General features: G+C 66.3%; 18 protein-coding genes. 17 read left to right on the top strand and 1 reads right to left on the bottom strand.

All coding sequences use genetic code 11. From position 1 onward, the window contains the following. Window positions 1-18: 18 nt before the first annotated feature. From AB6Q56_RS19155 to dsbD, 5 genes are all read left to right on the top strand, one after another. A complete protein-coding gene (locus tag AB6Q56_RS19155) occupies window positions 19-336 on the top strand; it encodes a hypothetical protein (RefSeq protein ID WP_434514624.1) in 318 nt (105 codons plus the stop codon). Window positions 337-515: 179 nt separating this feature from the next. After that, window positions 516-1,403 (top strand): HDOD domain-containing protein, encoded by an 888-nt coding sequence (locus AB6Q56_RS19150; protein WP_434514623.1) that lies wholly within the window; start codon window positions 516-518, stop codon window positions 1,401-1,403. 129 nt (window positions 1,404-1,532) lie between these two features. Beyond that, the gene (locus AB6Q56_RS19145) at window positions 1,533-2,318 is read left to right on the top strand and encodes an ABC transporter permease (RefSeq protein ID WP_434514622.1); all 786 of its coding nucleotides are present in this window, start codon (window positions 1,533-1,535) and stop codon (window positions 2,316-2,318) included. Window positions 2,319-2,327: 9 nt separating this feature from the next. After that, complete coding sequence (cutA, locus tag AB6Q56_RS19140; protein ID WP_434514621.1) at window positions 2,328-2,645, top strand: divalent-cation tolerance protein CutA; 318 nt, start codon at window positions 2,328-2,330, stop codon at window positions 2,643-2,645. A gap of 2 nt (window positions 2,646-2,647) precedes the next feature. Then, window positions 2,648-4,408, top strand: coding sequence for a protein-disulfide reductase DsbD (gene dsbD / locus AB6Q56_RS19135; protein ID WP_434517181.1), 1,761 nt, complete (start codon window positions 2,648-2,650; stop codon window positions 4,406-4,408). Here the strand turns inward: dsbD and AB6Q56_RS19130 are convergent. Next, entirely contained in the window at window positions 4,405-5,079 is a 675-nt protein-coding gene (locus AB6Q56_RS19130; RefSeq protein ID WP_434514620.1) for a phosphatase PAP2 family protein, read from the bottom strand. The genes dsbD and AB6Q56_RS19130 overlap by 4 nt on opposite strands. A 144-nt stretch (window positions 5,080-5,223) precedes the next feature. Between AB6Q56_RS19130 and AB6Q56_RS19125 the strand changes: the two genes are divergently transcribed. From AB6Q56_RS19125 to AB6Q56_RS19070, 12 genes are read left to right on the top strand one after another with little or no spacing between them, the layout of a single operon-like run. Next, window positions 5,224-5,463, top strand: coding sequence for an acyl carrier protein (locus tag AB6Q56_RS19125; RefSeq protein ID WP_434514619.1), 240 nt, complete (start codon window positions 5,224-5,226; stop codon window positions 5,461-5,463). Window positions 5,464-5,466: 3 nt separating this feature from the next. Continuing rightward, window positions 5,467-6,723, top strand: coding sequence for a beta-ketoacyl-[acyl-carrier-protein] synthase family protein (locus tag AB6Q56_RS19120; protein WP_434514618.1), 1,257 nt, complete (start codon window positions 5,467-5,469; stop codon window positions 6,721-6,723). 18 nt (window positions 6,724-6,741) lie between these two features. Then, entirely contained in the window at window positions 6,742-7,014 is a 273-nt protein-coding gene (locus AB6Q56_RS19115; protein ID WP_434514617.1) for a phosphopantetheine-binding protein, read from the top strand. Further along, the gene (locus AB6Q56_RS19110; RefSeq protein ID WP_434514616.1) at window positions 7,011-7,679 is read left to right on the top strand and encodes a hypothetical protein; all 669 of its coding nucleotides are present in this window, start codon (window positions 7,011-7,013) and stop codon (window positions 7,677-7,679) included. The genes AB6Q56_RS19115 and AB6Q56_RS19110 overlap by 4 nt, the downstream gene beginning before the upstream one ends. Then, window positions 7,676-9,031: an AMP-binding protein gene (locus AB6Q56_RS19105; RefSeq protein ID WP_434514615.1), complete on the top strand. Its 1,356-nt coding sequence runs from the start codon at window positions 7,676-7,678 to the stop codon at window positions 9,029-9,031. Before AB6Q56_RS19110 ends, AB6Q56_RS19105 begins: the two co-directional genes overlap by 4 nt. Further along, entirely contained in the window at window positions 9,018-9,323 is a 306-nt protein-coding gene (locus tag AB6Q56_RS19100; RefSeq protein ID WP_434514614.1) for a hypothetical protein, read from the top strand. The genes AB6Q56_RS19105 and AB6Q56_RS19100 overlap by 14 nt, the downstream gene beginning before the upstream one ends. After that, entirely contained in the window at window positions 9,320-10,231 is a 912-nt protein-coding gene (locus tag AB6Q56_RS19095) for an acyl-CoA synthetase (protein WP_434514613.1), read from the top strand. The genes AB6Q56_RS19100 and AB6Q56_RS19095 overlap by 4 nt, the downstream gene beginning before the upstream one ends. Further along, entirely contained in the window at window positions 10,228-10,806 is a 579-nt protein-coding gene (locus AB6Q56_RS19090; protein ID WP_434514612.1) for a LolA-related protein, read from the top strand. Before AB6Q56_RS19095 ends, AB6Q56_RS19090 begins: the two co-directional genes overlap by 4 nt. Further along, complete coding sequence (locus AB6Q56_RS19085) at window positions 10,803-13,145, top strand: MMPL family transporter (RefSeq protein WP_434514611.1); 2,343 nt, start codon at window positions 10,803-10,805, stop codon at window positions 13,143-13,145. The genes AB6Q56_RS19090 and AB6Q56_RS19085 overlap by 4 nt, the downstream gene beginning before the upstream one ends. Before the next feature lie 28 nt (window positions 13,146-13,173). Next, on the top strand, window positions 13,174-13,815 hold the full coding sequence (locus AB6Q56_RS19080) for a hypothetical protein (RefSeq protein WP_434514610.1): 642 nt from the start codon (window positions 13,174-13,176) through the stop codon (window positions 13,813-13,815). A gap of 12 nt (window positions 13,816-13,827) precedes the next feature. Beyond that, window positions 13,828-14,628, top strand: coding sequence for a polysaccharide deacetylase family protein (locus tag AB6Q56_RS19075; protein WP_434514609.1), 801 nt, complete (start codon window positions 13,828-13,830; stop codon window positions 14,626-14,628). Beyond that, on the top strand, window positions 14,625-15,347 hold the full coding sequence (locus AB6Q56_RS19070) for a methyltransferase (RefSeq protein WP_434514608.1): 723 nt from the start codon (window positions 14,625-14,627) through the stop codon (window positions 15,345-15,347). The genes AB6Q56_RS19075 and AB6Q56_RS19070 overlap by 4 nt, the downstream gene beginning before the upstream one ends.

The raw sequence follows: 15,347 nt of genomic DNA, 5'->3' as shown, positions 1-15,347 counted from the left end.
GCCAAACAGGAGCACACCATGCGCACCCAATTCACTCAACTGCTTGTTTCCCTGGCCCTGGCCGCCACCGCACTGACCGTTTCCCCGCCAGCCCTGGCCGACGACGTGAAGATGGTCGGTGTCGTGACCAAGATCAAGATGGCGGGCGACGGCAAGTCTGCCCAGGCCACCCTGAAGGACGTCAAGTCGGGCGAATCCGTCACCATCAACATCACCGATGACGAAACGCTCGACAAGTTCAAGGACAAGCGCATCCAGGACGGCGACGAAATCCGCGCCAAGTTCGACAACAACGGCAACAAGAGTAAGTCGTTCAAGAAAACAGCCGGCTGCTAAGGCCTCATCCCGCTATCGCCGCCGAGCGTGGCCAGACACTACGCTCATCGGCGGCATATGCCGTCCCGCTCCCCAACGGAGGCCGGACGGATTGGCGTGCCTGCATTTTCGTGGGGCAATGACCAAGCAAGACCCTGTTGCGTGTATGACCAACGGCATATAATCGCAGGCTCATGACCTTGACCGAGCCACGCGTGGAAGAACGCCAGAACAAGCCGGCCGCCGATGCCGTCGAATCCCGGATGAAGATCGAACTTCGGGATATCGGCATTCCGCCACGTCCACTCATCCTGACCCAGATCGAACAGGAGACGGCCAAGGACGACCCCGATTTCATCTACCTGGCCAAGCTCCTCGGTCAGGATGTCGCGCTGTCGGCCGGTGTGATCAAGATCGCCAATTCGCCATTTTTCTCTTTCGGCAAAAAGGTACCCACCGTCCAGGAAGCCCTGCTCGTCCTCGGATTGAAACAGGTGCTGAGAACCATTGCCGGCTTGTCCCTGCAGCAGGTGTTCAAACACGTTCCGAACATGGACCGCTTCTGGGATGCCTCGGCAACGACAGCCAACGTCTCGGCCATGCTGGTCAGACAAATTGGCAACGGGATCGGCATACGCCCCGAAGATGCCCATACCTTCGCGCTATTCCGCGACTGCGGCATCCCGATGCTGATGATCCCTTTCCCGGAATACCGCGACATCCTGATCAAGGCCAATCACGAGGAAACGGCGAGTTTCACCGCTGTCGAGGAAGAAGCCATCGGTCTCAACCATGCCGCGCTCGGCGCCCAACTCGCCGAAGACTGGTTGCTGCCCGAGGAAACCTGCCAGGCCATCCGCCATCACCATGACCGCAGCGCCCTCGAAGGTGAATTGGCGCTGACCGAGCGTACCCGCCACCTGATCGCGGTTGCCCAGCTGGCCGAATACCTGATCCAGCAAAAGACGTCCCAGTCGCAGACCTGCGAATGGGTGAAGCTGGGCGATGCCTGCCTCCACTGCCTGAATCTGGGGCAGGAACAACTGCCCGAACTGGCCCGCACCTGCGTACCGGAAGCAGCCGGCTGAAAGGCGCTTGCCGGCAGCCATCCCGGCGCTGTCACAAAGCATTACGCGCGGCGGGGCATTGCGCCTCTAGAATGGCACTTCCTCTTGTTGCCTGTTTGCTACCCATTACCGAATAGCCAAGCAAACCCGATGCACGCCACCTTGCCCGCCCATCGCCCAAGCCTGACCGGCTTCCTGCCGGTGTGGCAACGCAATTTCCTCGTCTGGCGCAAGCTGGCGCTGCCGTCGATTCTTGGCAACCTGGCCGATCCGCTGATCTACATGCTTGGCCTGGGCTACGGCCTGGGTGCCATGCTGCCGACGATCGAGGGGCAACCCTACGTCGCCTTCCTGGCCGCCGGCACCGTTTGCGCCTCGACCATGAATGCCGCCACCTTCGAAGCCCTGTATTCGGCGTTTTCCCGAATGCACGTGCAAAAGACCTGGGACGCCATTCTCAACACGCCGCTCGGCCTCGCCGACGTGGTCGCCGGCGAACTGTTCTGGGCGGCAACCAAATCGCTGTTCTCCGGCGCCGCCATCCTCGTCGTCATCACCGCCATGGGGCTTACCAACGGCCCGCTGATGCTGTGGGCACTGCCGGCCATCGTCCTCACCGGCCTCGCCTTCGCTGCGCTGGGCCTGATCTGGAACGCACTGGCGCCGAGCTACGACTTTTTCATGTACTACTTCACGCTGTTCATCACCCCGATGACACTGATTTCCGGCGTTTTCTTCCCGACTGACCAGCTCCCCGCCTGGCTGGCCGCCATCGGCGGCTGGCTGCCGCTGGCCCAGGGGGTGGCGCTGGTTCGTCCGCTGCTCGCCGGCCAGGTACCCGCCGATGCCCTGATCCACGTCATGGCGCTCGTCGCGACTGCGGCGGTAGCCTTCGCCATCGCCCTGCATCTGACCCGCCGCCGACTCCTCAAATAGAATTTCCCCATGGAAACACTGACCGTCATCACCAACTGCCCCGACGAGGAAACCGCCAACGCCATCGCGCTGGCCATCGTCGAGGAAAAGCTCGCCGCCTGCGTGAATATCCTGCCGCGCGTGCAATCCATCTACCGCTGGCAGGGCAGCGTCGAGTCGGCGGCCGAGATTCCGCTGCTGATCAAGACGACCGCCGACAACTACCCGGCCCTCGAAGCCCGGATCACGACCCTGCATCCCTACGATGTGCCGGAAATCATCGCCCTGCCGATCGCCCGCGGCCTGCCGGCCTATTTGAACTGGGTAGCCACCGAGACGCTCCAATGACCATGCGTATTGTCCTCTTCCTGTTTTCCCTGCTCGTTTCGCTGGCTCATGCCGAAGAGTTCCTCGATCCCGCCGTCGCCTTCAAACCGTCGGTACGCGCCCTCGACGGGCAGACCCTGGAAGTCCGCTACGACATCGCCAAGGGCTACTACCTCTATCGCGACAAGTTCCGCTTCGTCATCGACGGCGATGCCGCCAAGGCGGGGTCGGCGATCTACCCCAAGGGCAAGGAAAAGGATGACGACACCTTCGGCAAGGTCGAGGTCTATTACAAGTCGGTCGCCATCCGCGTGCCGGTCGAGCGCAGCGCCTCGGGGCCGCTGACGCTGAATCTCAAGGTCACGTCACAAGGTTGCGCAGACGCCGGCGTCTGCTACCCGCCGCAAACCCAGCCGCTCAGTGTCCAGCTGCCCGATCCGGCCACCACGCCGAGCGCGGCGGCCGCCGCCGAAGCCGGGGAGGGCGACGAAAGCGGGATGATCGCCGCCACCCTCAAGAACGCCGGCTTCTGGGCCATTCTCGCCTTCTTCTTCGTCGCCGGCCTCGGCCTGTCGCTGACGCCCTGTGTCTTCCCGATGATTCCCATCCTCTCCGGGATCATTGCCGGGCAGGGTCACAAGGCGTCGCACGCTCGCGGCTTCGCGCTGGCGCTGGCCTACGTGCTGGGCATGGCAGTCACCTACGCCGCCGCCGGGGTCGCCGCCGGCCTGACCGGTACGCTGATTTCCAGCGCCCTGCAGAATGCCTGGGTGCTCGGCGGCTTCGCGCTGGTCTTCGTGGTGCTGTCGTTCTCGATGTTCGGCTTCTACGAACTGCAGTTGCCCACCGCGCTGCAAAGCAAGCTGTCGGAAGAGTCCGGCCACCTGCAGGGCGGACGCGGAGTCGGCGTTTTCCTGATGGGCGCGCTGTCGGCGCTGATCGTCGGTCCCTGCGTTGCCGCACCGCTAGCCGGTGCGCTGCTCTATATCGGGCAGACCGGCGATGCCGTGCTCGGCGGCACCGCGCTGTTCGTCATGGCGCTCGGCATGGGCGCGCCGCTGATCGCCGTCGGCGTGGCCGGCGGTTCACTGCTACCCAAGACCGGGCCGTGGATGGAAGGCGTCAAGAAGGCGTTCGGCGTGCTGCTGCTGGCGACCGCCGTCTGGCTGGTGTCGCCGGTCGTACCGCCGGTCGTCCCCATGCTCGGCTGGGCGCTGCTGCTCATCGTGCCGGCCATCTACCTGCATGCCCTCGACCCGCTGCCACCGCACGCCAAGGGCTGGCAACGCTTCTGGAAAGGTATCGGCATCGTCATGCTGCTCACCGGCGCGGCCCTGCTGATCGGCGCCCTGGCCGGCAGCCGCGATCCGCTGCAGCCGCTGGCCGGCCTGCGCGGCACCGCGGTCGCCGCCGAAACCAAGCACCTGCCTTTCACGCGCGTCACCTCGGTGGCTGACCTGGAGGCGAAAATCGCCGCCGCCGGCAAACCGGTCATGCTCGATTTCTATGCCGACTGGTGCGTGTCGTGCAAGGAAATGGAGAAATTCACCTTCTCCGACCCGACCGTCCAGGCAAGACTGGCGGCGTACACCCTGCTGCAGGCCGACGTGACCGCCAATTCGGATGACGACAAGGCCTTGCTGGCCCGCTTTGACTTGTTCGGCCCGCCCGGCATCATCTTTTTCGATGCCGAGGGCCGGGAAAACAAGGCCGTTCGCGTTGTCGGCTTCCAAAATGCTGAGTACTTCGTGAAATCGCTGCAGAAAACCGGCGCTGCCGGCTAGATTCGGCGCTCCGGCGCCGTACGTAAGGCGTGGTACAAACCCGCCAGACCGAAAATCACGCCGACCACGGTACCGGCCAGTACATCGAGGACGACATGCTGGCGCGTGGCGACGGTCGACCACAGGATGGCCAGGCAATGCAGCCAGCTCAGCCAGCGCACGAATGGCGGTGCACCGACGCAGTCGAATATCCGCCCCAGCCAGACCGCAGCGAATACCGCCGAGGCGACATGCAGCGACGGGCAGGCGTTGCCGCCGGTATCGACATCCTTGATGACTGCCATTTCCGGATACAGCCGCCAGTCGATGCCGGCTGGCGGCACGCCGGTGGGCAATAACCAGAAAATGCCCAGGCAAAGCAGGCACATCAGCGCCATCCACGCCCCAAATGCCAACATGGCGCGGATATCCTTCATGAAAGCGACTGGCAGCGAGACATAGACCCAGAGCGAGGCATAGAACGGAAAAGCCAGCGAGGTGACCGGTATCGCGGTATCGAGCCAGGTCAGCGGCATCACCGTAACCGGGCTCAGCGGGTTGCGCAGAACGGCGAAATAGGCCCAGAAAAAGACGATCATGAATGCCGCCGTGCCCAATGCCTTGAGCGGCCACAGGGTATACATCCGGGCGGCTATCTGGCGATACCAGGGCGATTCGCGAAACAGTTGCATCGGTGGCTCGGCGGCGGTCGGGAAGGGGGAAGTGCGGCAGTATGGTAGCAAATCGAACGCCCAATCGCCGGACCCATCGACAAAACCCGACATACCGGGGCAAGTCTTTGGAAAACATGGGCTTTCGGCTAAAATTGCCGACCTATGGATTCCATTGGCCTGATTCGCGAATTTCTCAAAGACCGCCTTGGCGTCGAGCCCGACACCGTCGTGCCGGAAGCGCCTTTGGCCGACCTCGGCGTCGACTCGCTGATGATGCTTGAACTGATGTTCGAATTCGAAGATCAATTCAACATCAAGCTCTCCAGCGACCTGAAGACGCCCCAGACCGTCGGCGAAATGGTCGCCCTCATGGACGGCCTGATCGCCAGCCAAAAGAACTGAGCCATGACGGAACGGCGGGTTGCAATCACTGGCCTCGGGCTGGTCAGTCCTTATGGCGGCGACCTCGCCGATTTCTTCGCCCGCCTGAGTGCCGGCGAATCGGCCATCCGCTACCTGCTGACCGACGACCTGCCGCGTCCGCTCTCCATTCCCTTCGTCAGTTGCCCCGCCTTCGACCCGGACGCCGCCCTCGGCAAACCCCTGGCCTCGATGATGGACCGCTTCGCCCAGCTCGGCATGGCCGCCGCGTTCAGCGCCTGGGATGATGCCGGCCTGCCGCGCAAGCGCGACGATGATGCCGAATCGCGCGACACCTGGGGTGTCTCCTGGGGCACCGCGCTGGGCGGCACGCTGGCCTATGAGAAGGGCTACCGCGAACTGTGGCAGAAGGGCCGCGAGCGCCTGTCGCCGCTCGCCGTCGTGCTCGGCATGAACAACGCCGCCAATGCCCACATCTCGATCCAGCTTGGCCTCGGCGGCATCAGCATGAGCCACACGGTGGCCTGCGCCTCGTCGGCCATCGCCATCGGCGAAGCGTTCCGCCGCGTGCGTTCGGGCGAAGCAACGATCATGGTCACCGGCGGCTCCGACGTCCCGCAGGCCTACGGTGTCGCCCGCGCCTGGGAAGCCCTGCGCGTCATGGCGCCTGGCGATGCCGATACCTCCCCGGCGGCCTGCCGCCCATTCGCCGCCGACCGCCGCGGCCTGGTACTGGGCGAGGGCGGTGCATCGCTGGTACTCGAGGACTGGGATCACGCCGTCGCCCGCGGCGCCCGCATCCACGGCGAAATCGTCGGCTACGGCACGAGCTGCGACCACAGCCACCTGGTTCGCCCGGAAGTCGAAGGCCAGGTCCGCGCCCTGAAGCTGACGCTGGCCGATGCCGGATTGACGCCCGACGACATCGACCACATCAACGCCCACGGCACGGCAACGACCGAAGGCGACCCGGTCGAGGTCGGCGCGCTGAAGGCGGTGTTCGGCGAGCGCGCCGGGCAACTGGCGGTCAGCGCCACCAAGTCCATGCACGGCCACCTGCTGGGTGCCGCCGGCGCCATCGAGGCCATTGCCACCGTGCTCGCCCTGCGCGAGCAGGTCGTCCCGCCGACGGCCAATCTGGAAAGCAACCTCGATCCGGCCTGCGTCGGCGTCGACCATGTGACTGCCGGCCGCCGGCAGTCTCTGCGCATCGCGCTCTCCAATTCCTTCGCCTTTGGCGGCAGCAACGCGGTTCTCGCCTTCCGCGCCATCGCCCCGTAAATTCCCGGAAGTTCCGTCATGTCGCAAGCAGCCATCGAAGCCCTGTTGCCGGAAGTCGCCGAATTGATCGTTTCGGCCCTCAATCTCGACATCGCCCCAGCCGAAATCGAGGCCGATGCGCCGCTGTTCGGCGATGGGCTGGGTCTCGACTCGATCGACGTCCTCGAAATCGCGCTGGTCATTTCCAAGAAATACGGCATCCAGCTCAAGTCGGACAACGAAGACAACGTCCGTATCTTCTCGTCGCTGCGCGCCCTGACCGCCTACATCGTCAGCCAGCGAACCCAATGACCCTCACCCCGGTCCAGCTGCTGCGCGGCCTGGCCGTGGTCGTCTTTCTCATCGCCTGGGCACTGCTCGCCCATTACGGCACCGCCGGTGACAGTTCGCCGGATTTGTCCGTCCTCCTCGGCGTATCGCCGATCATTGCGGCGGTTGGCCTGCTGCTTTGGCGCACCCGGCACCCGCTGCTGGCCGGTGGTGGCAACCTGCTGCTGCTCGGCAGCCTGATCTGGCTGTGGCCGACCCTGCGCCAGAACGTCCCGCTGGTCTTTTTCATCCAGCACCTCGGCACCAATCTGGCGCTCGCCACGCTGTTCGGGCGCAGCCTGCTGGGGGATGGCGAGGCGCTGATCACCCAACTGGCCCGTGCGGTGTACCACGGCAAAATTTCCGAGCGAAAACGCGTTTACACCCGCCGCGCCACGCTGGCCTGGACGCTGTTCTTCCTGGGCAACGCGTTCATTTCCGCCATCCTGTGGCTACTCGCTCCGCAGGCTGCATGGTCGGTCTTTGCCAACCTGCTGTCCTTCCCGCTGCTCGTCTGCATGTTCGTCGCTGAACACATCTGGCGGCTCTGCGCGCTGCCGCCGGAAGAACGCCCGAGCATCGCCCAGGTCGTCAGCGCCTATCGCCTGCACAGCAAACAAAGCCCGCCGCCGGCCAACCCCTCATGAATGCCGTTCCGCTACTCGTGCATGGCGATTCGGCTGCCGTGTTCGCCTGGCGCCCGGATGGACCGGTGACGGTCGGCGATTATCTGGCCGATGTCCGCGCCCTGGCCGCGCGACTTCCCGCCACCGGCTATCTGCTCAACCTGTGCCACGACCGCTACCGCTTTGCCGTCGGTTTCGCCGCCGGCCTGCTGCGCGGCATGACCAGCCTGCAGCCGTCGTCGCAGTCGCCGGAAACCTTCCGCCGCCTGCAGGACGAATATCCTGACCTGATCGCGCTGTGCGACAGCGACACCGACGTACCCGACCTGCCGCGCTTTGCCTTCCCCAGCCTCGACAGGGCTGCGAAAACGCCGTTCGCCGAAGGCATCCCGTCGATTCCGGCCGATCATCCGGCGGCGATCCTGTTCACCTCCGGCTCGACCGGCCAGCCACAGGCACAACGCAAAACCTGGGGCAAGCTGGCGCAGAACGGCCGGGCGGAAGCCGTCGCCCTGGGGCTCGCCATCAAACCGCATGTCCTGGTCGGTACCGTCCCGGTTCAGCACAGCTACGGCTTCGAATCGACCTTCCTGCTGGCCCTGCACGGTGGCTGCGCCTTCTGGGCCGGCAAGCCCTTCTACCCGCAGGACATCGCCAGCGCACTGGCTGCCGTGCCGCAGCCCCGCCTACTGGTGACCACCCCCTTTCACCTGTCGGCGCTGCTCGCGTCGGGCATCGAACTACCGGCCATCGACATCCTGCTCTCGGCCACCGCGCCACTGTCCACAACGCTGGCCGCCGAGGCCGAAGCCCGCACCGGGGCGCCGATGCTGGAAATCTACGGCTCCACCGAATCCGGCCAGTTGGCCAGCCGGCGCACCACCGACGGCGCGGCGTGGACGCTGTTGCCCGGCGTGCGCCTGGAACAGGCGGGCGACGAAACGGCAGCCTGCGACGGCCACGTCGAGGGCCGCATCGTACTCTCCGACGTCATCGAGCTGCTGCCTGACAATCGTTTCCTGCTCCATGGCCGCCACGCCGACCTGATCAACATCGCCGGCAAACGCACCTCGCTGGCCTACCTCAACCACCAGCTCGGCGCCGTACCCGGCGTTGTCGATGGCGCCTTCTTCCTGCCCGACGAGGAAGGCCCGGACGGCATCACCCGCCTGACCGCCTTCGTCGTCGCCCCCGGCCTGACGGCCCGCCAGATCACCGTGGCGCTGCGCGAACGCATCGAGGCCATCTTCCTGCCCCGGCCGCTGGTACTGGTCGATGCATTGCCGCGCAACAGCACCGGCAAGCTGCCACGCGGCGACCTGCAGGCGCTATACGCCGAAAAGGTGGAAAGGGCAGGGCATGGCCGAGGCTGAATTCCACTGGACCGTGCCGGCCGACCACCCGGCTTTTCCCGGCCATTTCCCCGGACGCCCCATCGTGCCCGGCGTCGTGCTGCTCGACCGCGCCATCCTGTTCGCCGAGGAAATGCTCGGCCGCCCGGGCCTGGCCTGGCAGATCGGCAATGCCAAATTCTTCAGCCCGGTCGCCCCGGAGGAAGCGCTTACTTTCGCCTTGGTACAAAAACCGAGCGGCGCGATTGCCCTCGCGGTACGCGCAACGAATCGCGAGGTCGCGACCGGCAGCCTGACGCCACCCGTGCCATGAGCCAGGACAAACCGACCGAAGCCGAGTGGCGGCGCCAGCAGGAACGCAGCAACCTGGCCATCCTCAAGCTGATGGTGTGGATTTCGCTGACCTTCGGCCGCGCCGTCGGTCGCATCGTGCTGCACGGCATCGCCGCCTACTTCGTGCTGTTTTCGCCCAAGGCCCGCCGCTTCAGCCGCCATTACCTGCACCGGGCGCTGGGCCGCTGGGCCGAATGGTCGGACGGCATCCGCCATGTCTTTTCCTTCGCGAGCACCATCCACGACCGCATCTACCTGCTCAACGACCGCTTCGACTTGTTCGACATCGAGGTGATCGGCGCCGAAGCGGTTACCGAGGCGGCCCGCAGCCATCCCGGCGCGCTGCTCATCGGCGCCCACCTCGGCAGCTTCGAAGTGCTGCGCGCCGTCGGGCGAGGCCGGGAGGGGCTGCCGGTGGCGATGCTGATGTACGAGGAAAACGCCCGCAAGCTCAACGCCACGCTGGAAGCGATCAACCCGGCCGCCAGCCGGGATGTCATCCCGCTTGGCCGCATGGATTCGATGCTGCAGGCCCGCGACAAGCTCGACGCCGGCTACGCGGTGGGCATGCTGGCCGACCGCAGCCTGAGCGACGATGCGACCGTCGATTGCGACTTCCTCGGCCAGCCCGCGCCCTTTCCGCTCGGCCCGTGGCGCATGGCCGCCATGCTGCGCCGGCCGGTCTTCTTCATGACCGGGCTCTACCTGGGCGGCAACCGCTACCGGCTGCACTTCGAGCCGCTGGCCGATTTCACGCAGACGCCGCGCGCCGAACGCGACGCCGCGATCCGCGTCGCCATGCAGCATTACGCCGACCGTTTGACGCATTATTGCCGTTCGGCCCCGTACAACTGGTTCAACTTCTTCGATTTCTGGCAGAAAAAATGACCAAGCGCCTACTCGCCTGCCTGCTATACCTCGCCGTCGCGCTGCCGGCCAGCGCCGCCTTCGACATCGCCCAATTGATGGGCGACCTCGCCAAGCACAAGGGCGGCCGCGCCAAGTTCGTCGAAAGGAAATACCTCGCCATTCTCGACAAGCCCGTGGTGTCGACCGGGGAAATGACCTACACCGCGCCGGACCGCCTGGAAAAGCGCACGCTGACGCCGAAGGTGGAAACCCTGCTCCTCGACAAGGACATCCTGTCGATCGAGCGCGACAAGCAGAAACTGAGCATCAACCTCGCCAACCAGCCCGAAGCGCTGGCCTTCGTGGACAGCATACGCGGCACGCTGTCCGGCAACCGGGCAGCGCTGGAGAAAAACTACGCCCTGCATCTGGCCGGCAACTCGGACAAGTGGGTGCTCACACTCCTGCCCAGCGACCAGAAAATCGCCAGCATGGTCCAGCGCATCACGGTGACCGGCAACAAGAACCAGGTGCGCATCATCGAATACCTGCAGGCCGACGGCGACCGCGCAGTGCTCAATATCGACCCCGTCGATCCCGGTAGCGGCAAATGACCCGTCCAGCCGGCCGCGCGCTCGCCCTGTGGTTGCTGGCCATGCTGGCCGGCGCCGTCATTGTCTGGAACAGCCGCTTCTCGGCCGACATGTCTTTCTTCCTGCCGGCCAAGCCAAGCGCCGAGCAGCAGGTTCTGGTCGACCAATTGAAGGAAGGCGTCGTCTCGCGCCTGCTGATGGTCGCCATCGCCGGTGGCGACGCGGCCGACCGTGCGACGGCCTCGCGCGCGCTGCGCGCCCGTCTGGAAAAATTGCCGGAATTCGTCTCGATCCAGAACGGCGAAGCCGGCAGCACGGACGCCGACCGCGACTACCTGTTCAAGCACCGTTACCTGCTCAGCCCGGCCGTCACGCCCGAGCGCTTCACGGTCGATGGCCTGCGCCAGGCCGTCGGCGACAGCATCGACCTGCTCGCCTCGCCGGCCGGCATGATGCTCAAGCCGCTGCTGCCGCGCGACCCGACCGGCGAACTGGTCGCGCTGCTTGCCGGCCTCAACACCGGCGCCCAGCCCAACGTCCGCGACGGCGTATGGGCCTCGCGCGACGGCGAACGCGCCATGCTGCTGATCCAGACCGCCGCCCTCGGCTCCGACACCGACGGCCAGGAACGCGCCATCGGCCTGATCCATAGCCAGTTCGCCGAAGCGGCAGCGGATGGTCGGTTGAGCCTGCAACTCTCCGGCCCCGGCCTTTTCGCGGTCAAATCACGAGCGACGATCAAGCACGAGGTCAGCCTGTTATCCACGCTCAGCACCGTCGCCATCGTCGCCGTGCTGTTCTTCGTCTACCGTTCGCTGCGCCTGATGACCCTCGGCCTGCTGCCGGTTGTCAGCGGTGCGCTGGCCGGCGTGGTGGCGGTCAGCCTCGCCTACGGCACCGTCTTCGGCATCACCGTCGGCTTCGGCTCGGCCTTGATCGGCGAGGCCGTCGATTACTCGATCTATTACTTCGTGCAATCCGGCCGGCTCGGCGTCGATCACTGGCGCGCCCGTTTCTGGCCGACCATCCGCCTCGGCGTGCTGACCTCGGCCTGCGGCTTCGGCGCGCTGCTTTTCTCCGGCTTCCCTGGCCTCGCCCAACTCGGCCTTTACTCGCTGAGCGGCGTTGTCGTCGCTGCGCTGGTCACCCGCTTCATCCTGCCGCCGCTGGCCGGCAGCAACCTGGGCATGCGCGACCTGAGCCACATCGGCCCCCGTCTGAAGCGCGGTGTCGCCCTCCTGCAGGGGCTGCGCTGGCCCATCCTGATGTTGTCGCTGGCCGCGGCCGTCCTGCTCACGGTCAATCGCGAGCGCCTGTGGCACCCCAACCTGTCGGCGCTGAGCACGGTCAGCGCGGCCGACGGCGAAATCGACCAAGCCTTGCGCGCCGACATCTCGGCACCCGACGCCCGCTACATGGCGGTAATCACCGCACCCGACCGCGAATCGGCGCTACAGGCTGCCGAGCGGGCGGGGCAGAAGCTCGACCGGCTGATCGCGGAAGGGGTCATCGGCGGCTACGACAGCCCGGCCCGCTTCCTGCCCAGCGAAGCCATGCAGGCCAGCCGCCGCGCCAGCCTGCCGCCCCCGGACGCGTTGCAGGCACGCCTGCAGACGGCATTGACCGACTCGCCGCTGGCCGCCAACAAGCTCGCCGGCTTCCTCGACGATGTCGAAACCACCCGCCGCCAGGGCCAGGTCAGTCGCGAATCGCTGAACGGCACCGCCCTCGCGCTGGTTGTCGATTCGCTGCTGGTCCAGCGCCCGGCTGGCTGGAGCGTGCTGCTGCCGCTGCGCCCGCCGGGAGGCGACAAGGGCGTCGATATCGCCATCGAACCGGTGCGTGCCGCGCTGGCCGGCTCCGGCGCGCTCTTCGTCGACATGAAGAACGAATTCGACACGCTGTACAACGATTACCTGCACGAAGCCACGCTGCTGTCGCTGGCCGGCTTCGTCGCCATCGTCGGCCTGCTCGCCGTCACGCTGCGCTCGCCGCGCCGCCTGGCCCGGCTGCTGCTGCCACTGCTGCTCTCGGTCGTGCTCGTCATCGCCGGCTTGCACCTGGCCGGTCAGCAACTGCATCTGTTGCACCTGATCGGCATGCTGCTGATCGTTGCCGTCGGCTCCAACTACGCGCTGTTTTTCGACGATGCCAGCCAGTCGGCCCGAGGCTTCGAGGATTTCGACGACGCCACGCTGGTCTCGATGGCCGTCGCCAACCTGACCACCGCCATCGGCTTCGGCACGCTCGCCCTGTCCAAGGTGCCGGTGCTGCACGCCGTCGGCATCACGGTCGGGCCGGGCGCGATCCTCGCGCTGCTGCTCTCGGCTTGCTTTGTCAGCCGGAAGGGCGAGGCATGACGGCGCCCGTTTCACGTGGAACCACGGCATGACTGAAGGTTTGCGCACAGTCCGCCGCCACCGTGGCGCCGACACACTGCTCGTCATGCTACCCGGCGCCTACATGACGGCCGAGGATTATGCAGCCCGCTTCTTTCCGCTGCTCGACCAGCGCGCTCTCGCGCTCGATGTGCTTGCAGTCGATCTCGGCCTCGATGCCGTCTCGGCCGGCGACGCCTTGCCGGCCGTTCGCGACCAGATTCTCCGCCCGGCACGTCAGACTTATCGGTGGGTCTGGCTTGGCGGCATCTCGCTCGGCGGCCTGTTGGCGCTGAGCCTCGCCGCCGACCACCGCGAGGCCATCGACGGCCTGTGCCTGATCGCGCCCTACCCGGGCAGCCGGCTGACGACCAACGCCATCGCCCGTGCCGGCGGCCTCGATGCCTGGCAACCCACGGCGGAGCAACTGGACGACCCGGAATACCGGGTCTACAACTGGCTCAAGGCACCGCCGGCCGGTCTGCCCAGCTTCGTCGGCTACGCCAGCGAAGACCGCTTCGCCGACGGCATGCGCGCCATTGCCGAACGCTTTCCGCCCACGGCACGCCGCACCGTCCCCGGCAACCACGACTGGCCGGCCTGGTGCGAATTGTGGGAATATTTTCTGGATTCCGGCCTTGTTTCCGCCTAATTCCACCTGACCATGCCGCCCCCCTGGAAGCCCACTCCCGCCATCCGCGCCACGCTGGCCATCCACGCCGGTGCCGCGGTCGGCTGCCTGCTGGCCCCGGCATTCTGGCCCTGGGCGCTCGGTGCGCTGGTCATCAATCACGCGGTAATCACCACCGCCGGCCTGCTGCCGCGCTCGACGCTGCTCGGCCCCAACCTGACCCGCTTGCCGCCCGCGGCCATCGCCCACCGCGAGGTGGCGATCACCATCGACGACGGCCCCGATCCCGAAGTCACGCCGCAGGTGCTCGATCTGCTCGACGCCGCCGGCGCCAAGGCCACCTTCTTCTGCATCGGCTGGCGCGCCCGCGAAAACCCGGCGCTGTGCCGGGAAATCGTCACCCGGGGCCACCAGGTCGAAAACCACGGCGACAGCCATTCCAAGGCCTTCGCCTTCTTCGGCCCCCGGCGCATGCAAGCCGACATCGCCGCCGGGCAGGCGACCCTGGCCGATATCACCGGCCGCACACCGCGCTACTTCCGCGCCACGGCCGGCCTGCGCAACCCCTTCCTCGACCCCGTGCTGCACCGCCTCGGCATCAAGCTCGCCGCCTGGACGCGCCGCCCCTACGACACCCGCTGCGGCGACCCGGATACCGTCCTCACCCGCCTGACCCGCGGCCTGGCCCCCGGCGACATCCTGCTCATGCATGACGGCCACGCCGCCCGCACGGCGGACGGCCAAGCAGTTATCCTCGCCGTCTTGCCACGCCTGCTCGCCACGCTGCACGAACAAAACCTCAACCCCGTCACGCTGAACGACGCCACCACATGACCAAGCGTTTCCTGAGAACCCTGCTCGACGACGCCAGCCGCCCATTCATCGGCGGCGGCCATTTCGCCTACCGCTACGCGCGCGGCAAACTCTCCTCCGACAGCATCTTCCGCGAAATCCTCAAGCGCGGCCTGTTGCCCGCCGAAGGCCGCTACCTCGACCTCGGTTGCGGCCAGGGCAGCCTGTTCGCCTGGCTGCTCGCCGCCCGCAAGCTCTACGAGGCCGGCCACTGGCCCAAGGACTGGCCGGCCGCGCCGAAACCCCTGCACCTGCGCGGCATCGAGCTGATGCAGAAAGACGTGGACCGCGCCGCCCGGGCCTTCGGTACCGACCACCCGGTTGTCCACATCGAGCAGGGCGACATGACCCGGGCCGACTTCGGCCAGGTTGACGTCATCACCATCCTCGACGCCCTGCATTACTTCGACCACGCCCACCAGAAGGACGTGCTCAAGCGCATCCGCGCCGCATTGCCGCCGGGCGGCCTGTTCCTGACCCGCGTCGGCGACGCCTCGGCCGGCCTGCCGTATCACATCTGCAACTGGGTCGACCACGCCGTCACCTTCGTACGCGGCCACCGCCTGCCACGCCTCTACTGCCGGCCCCTCGCCGAATGGGTCGCGCTGCTGCAAAGCCTCGGTTTCACGGTCGAGAGCGACCCGATGAACGAAGGCAAGCCCTTCGCCAACGTCATGCTGGTTTGCCGCGTTCCCGGCTGA

The sequence above is a fragment of the Dechloromonas sp. ARDL1 genome (genome assembly GCF_051122455.1).
Taxonomy (GTDB): domain Bacteria; phylum Pseudomonadota; class Gammaproteobacteria; order Burkholderiales; family Rhodocyclaceae; genus Azonexus.
The sequence above is the reverse complement of the archived record's forward strand: the minus strand, read 5'-3'. Positions and strand labels throughout refer to the sequence as shown.

Coding starts and splice junctions, on each gene's coding strand:
- AB6Q56_RS19155 (WP_434514624.1), top strand. CDS start 19: ATGCGCACCCAATTCACTCAACTGCTTGTTTCCCTGGCCCTGGCCGCC.
- AB6Q56_RS19145 (WP_434514622.1), top strand. CDS start 1,533: ATGCACGCCACCTTGCCCGCCCATCGCCCAAGCCTGACCGGCTTCCTG.
- cutA (WP_434514621.1), top strand. CDS start 2,328: ATGGAAACACTGACCGTCATCACCAACTGCCCCGACGAGGAAACCGCC.
- dsbD (WP_434517181.1), top strand. CDS start 2,648: ATGCGTATTGTCCTCTTCCTGTTTTCCCTGCTCGTTTCGCTGGCTCAT.
- AB6Q56_RS19130 (WP_434514620.1), bottom strand. CDS start 5,079: ATGCAACTGTTTCGCGAATCGCCCTGGTATCGCCAGATAGCCGCCCGG.
- AB6Q56_RS19125 (WP_434514619.1), top strand. CDS start 5,224: ATGGATTCCATTGGCCTGATTCGCGAATTTCTCAAAGACCGCCTTGGC.
- AB6Q56_RS19120 (WP_434514618.1), top strand. CDS start 5,467: ATGACGGAACGGCGGGTTGCAATCACTGGCCTCGGGCTGGTCAGTCCT.
- AB6Q56_RS19115 (WP_434514617.1), top strand. CDS start 6,742: ATGTCGCAAGCAGCCATCGAAGCCCTGTTGCCGGAAGTCGCCGAATTG.
- AB6Q56_RS19110 (WP_434514616.1), top strand. CDS start 7,011: ATGACCCTCACCCCGGTCCAGCTGCTGCGCGGCCTGGCCGTGGTCGTC.
- AB6Q56_RS19105 (WP_434514615.1), top strand. CDS start 7,676: ATGAATGCCGTTCCGCTACTCGTGCATGGCGATTCGGCTGCCGTGTTC.
- AB6Q56_RS19100 (WP_434514614.1), top strand. CDS start 9,018: ATGGCCGAGGCTGAATTCCACTGGACCGTGCCGGCCGACCACCCGGCT.
- AB6Q56_RS19095 (WP_434514613.1), top strand. CDS start 9,320: ATGAGCCAGGACAAACCGACCGAAGCCGAGTGGCGGCGCCAGCAGGAA.
- AB6Q56_RS19090 (WP_434514612.1), top strand. CDS start 10,228: ATGACCAAGCGCCTACTCGCCTGCCTGCTATACCTCGCCGTCGCGCTG.
- AB6Q56_RS19085 (WP_434514611.1), top strand. CDS start 10,803: ATGACCCGTCCAGCCGGCCGCGCGCTCGCCCTGTGGTTGCTGGCCATG.
- AB6Q56_RS19080 (WP_434514610.1), top strand. CDS start 13,174: ATGACTGAAGGTTTGCGCACAGTCCGCCGCCACCGTGGCGCCGACACA.
- AB6Q56_RS19075 (WP_434514609.1), top strand. CDS start 13,828: ATGCCGCCCCCCTGGAAGCCCACTCCCGCCATCCGCGCCACGCTGGCC.
- AB6Q56_RS19070 (WP_434514608.1), top strand. CDS start 14,625: ATGACCAAGCGTTTCCTGAGAACCCTGCTCGACGACGCCAGCCGCCCA.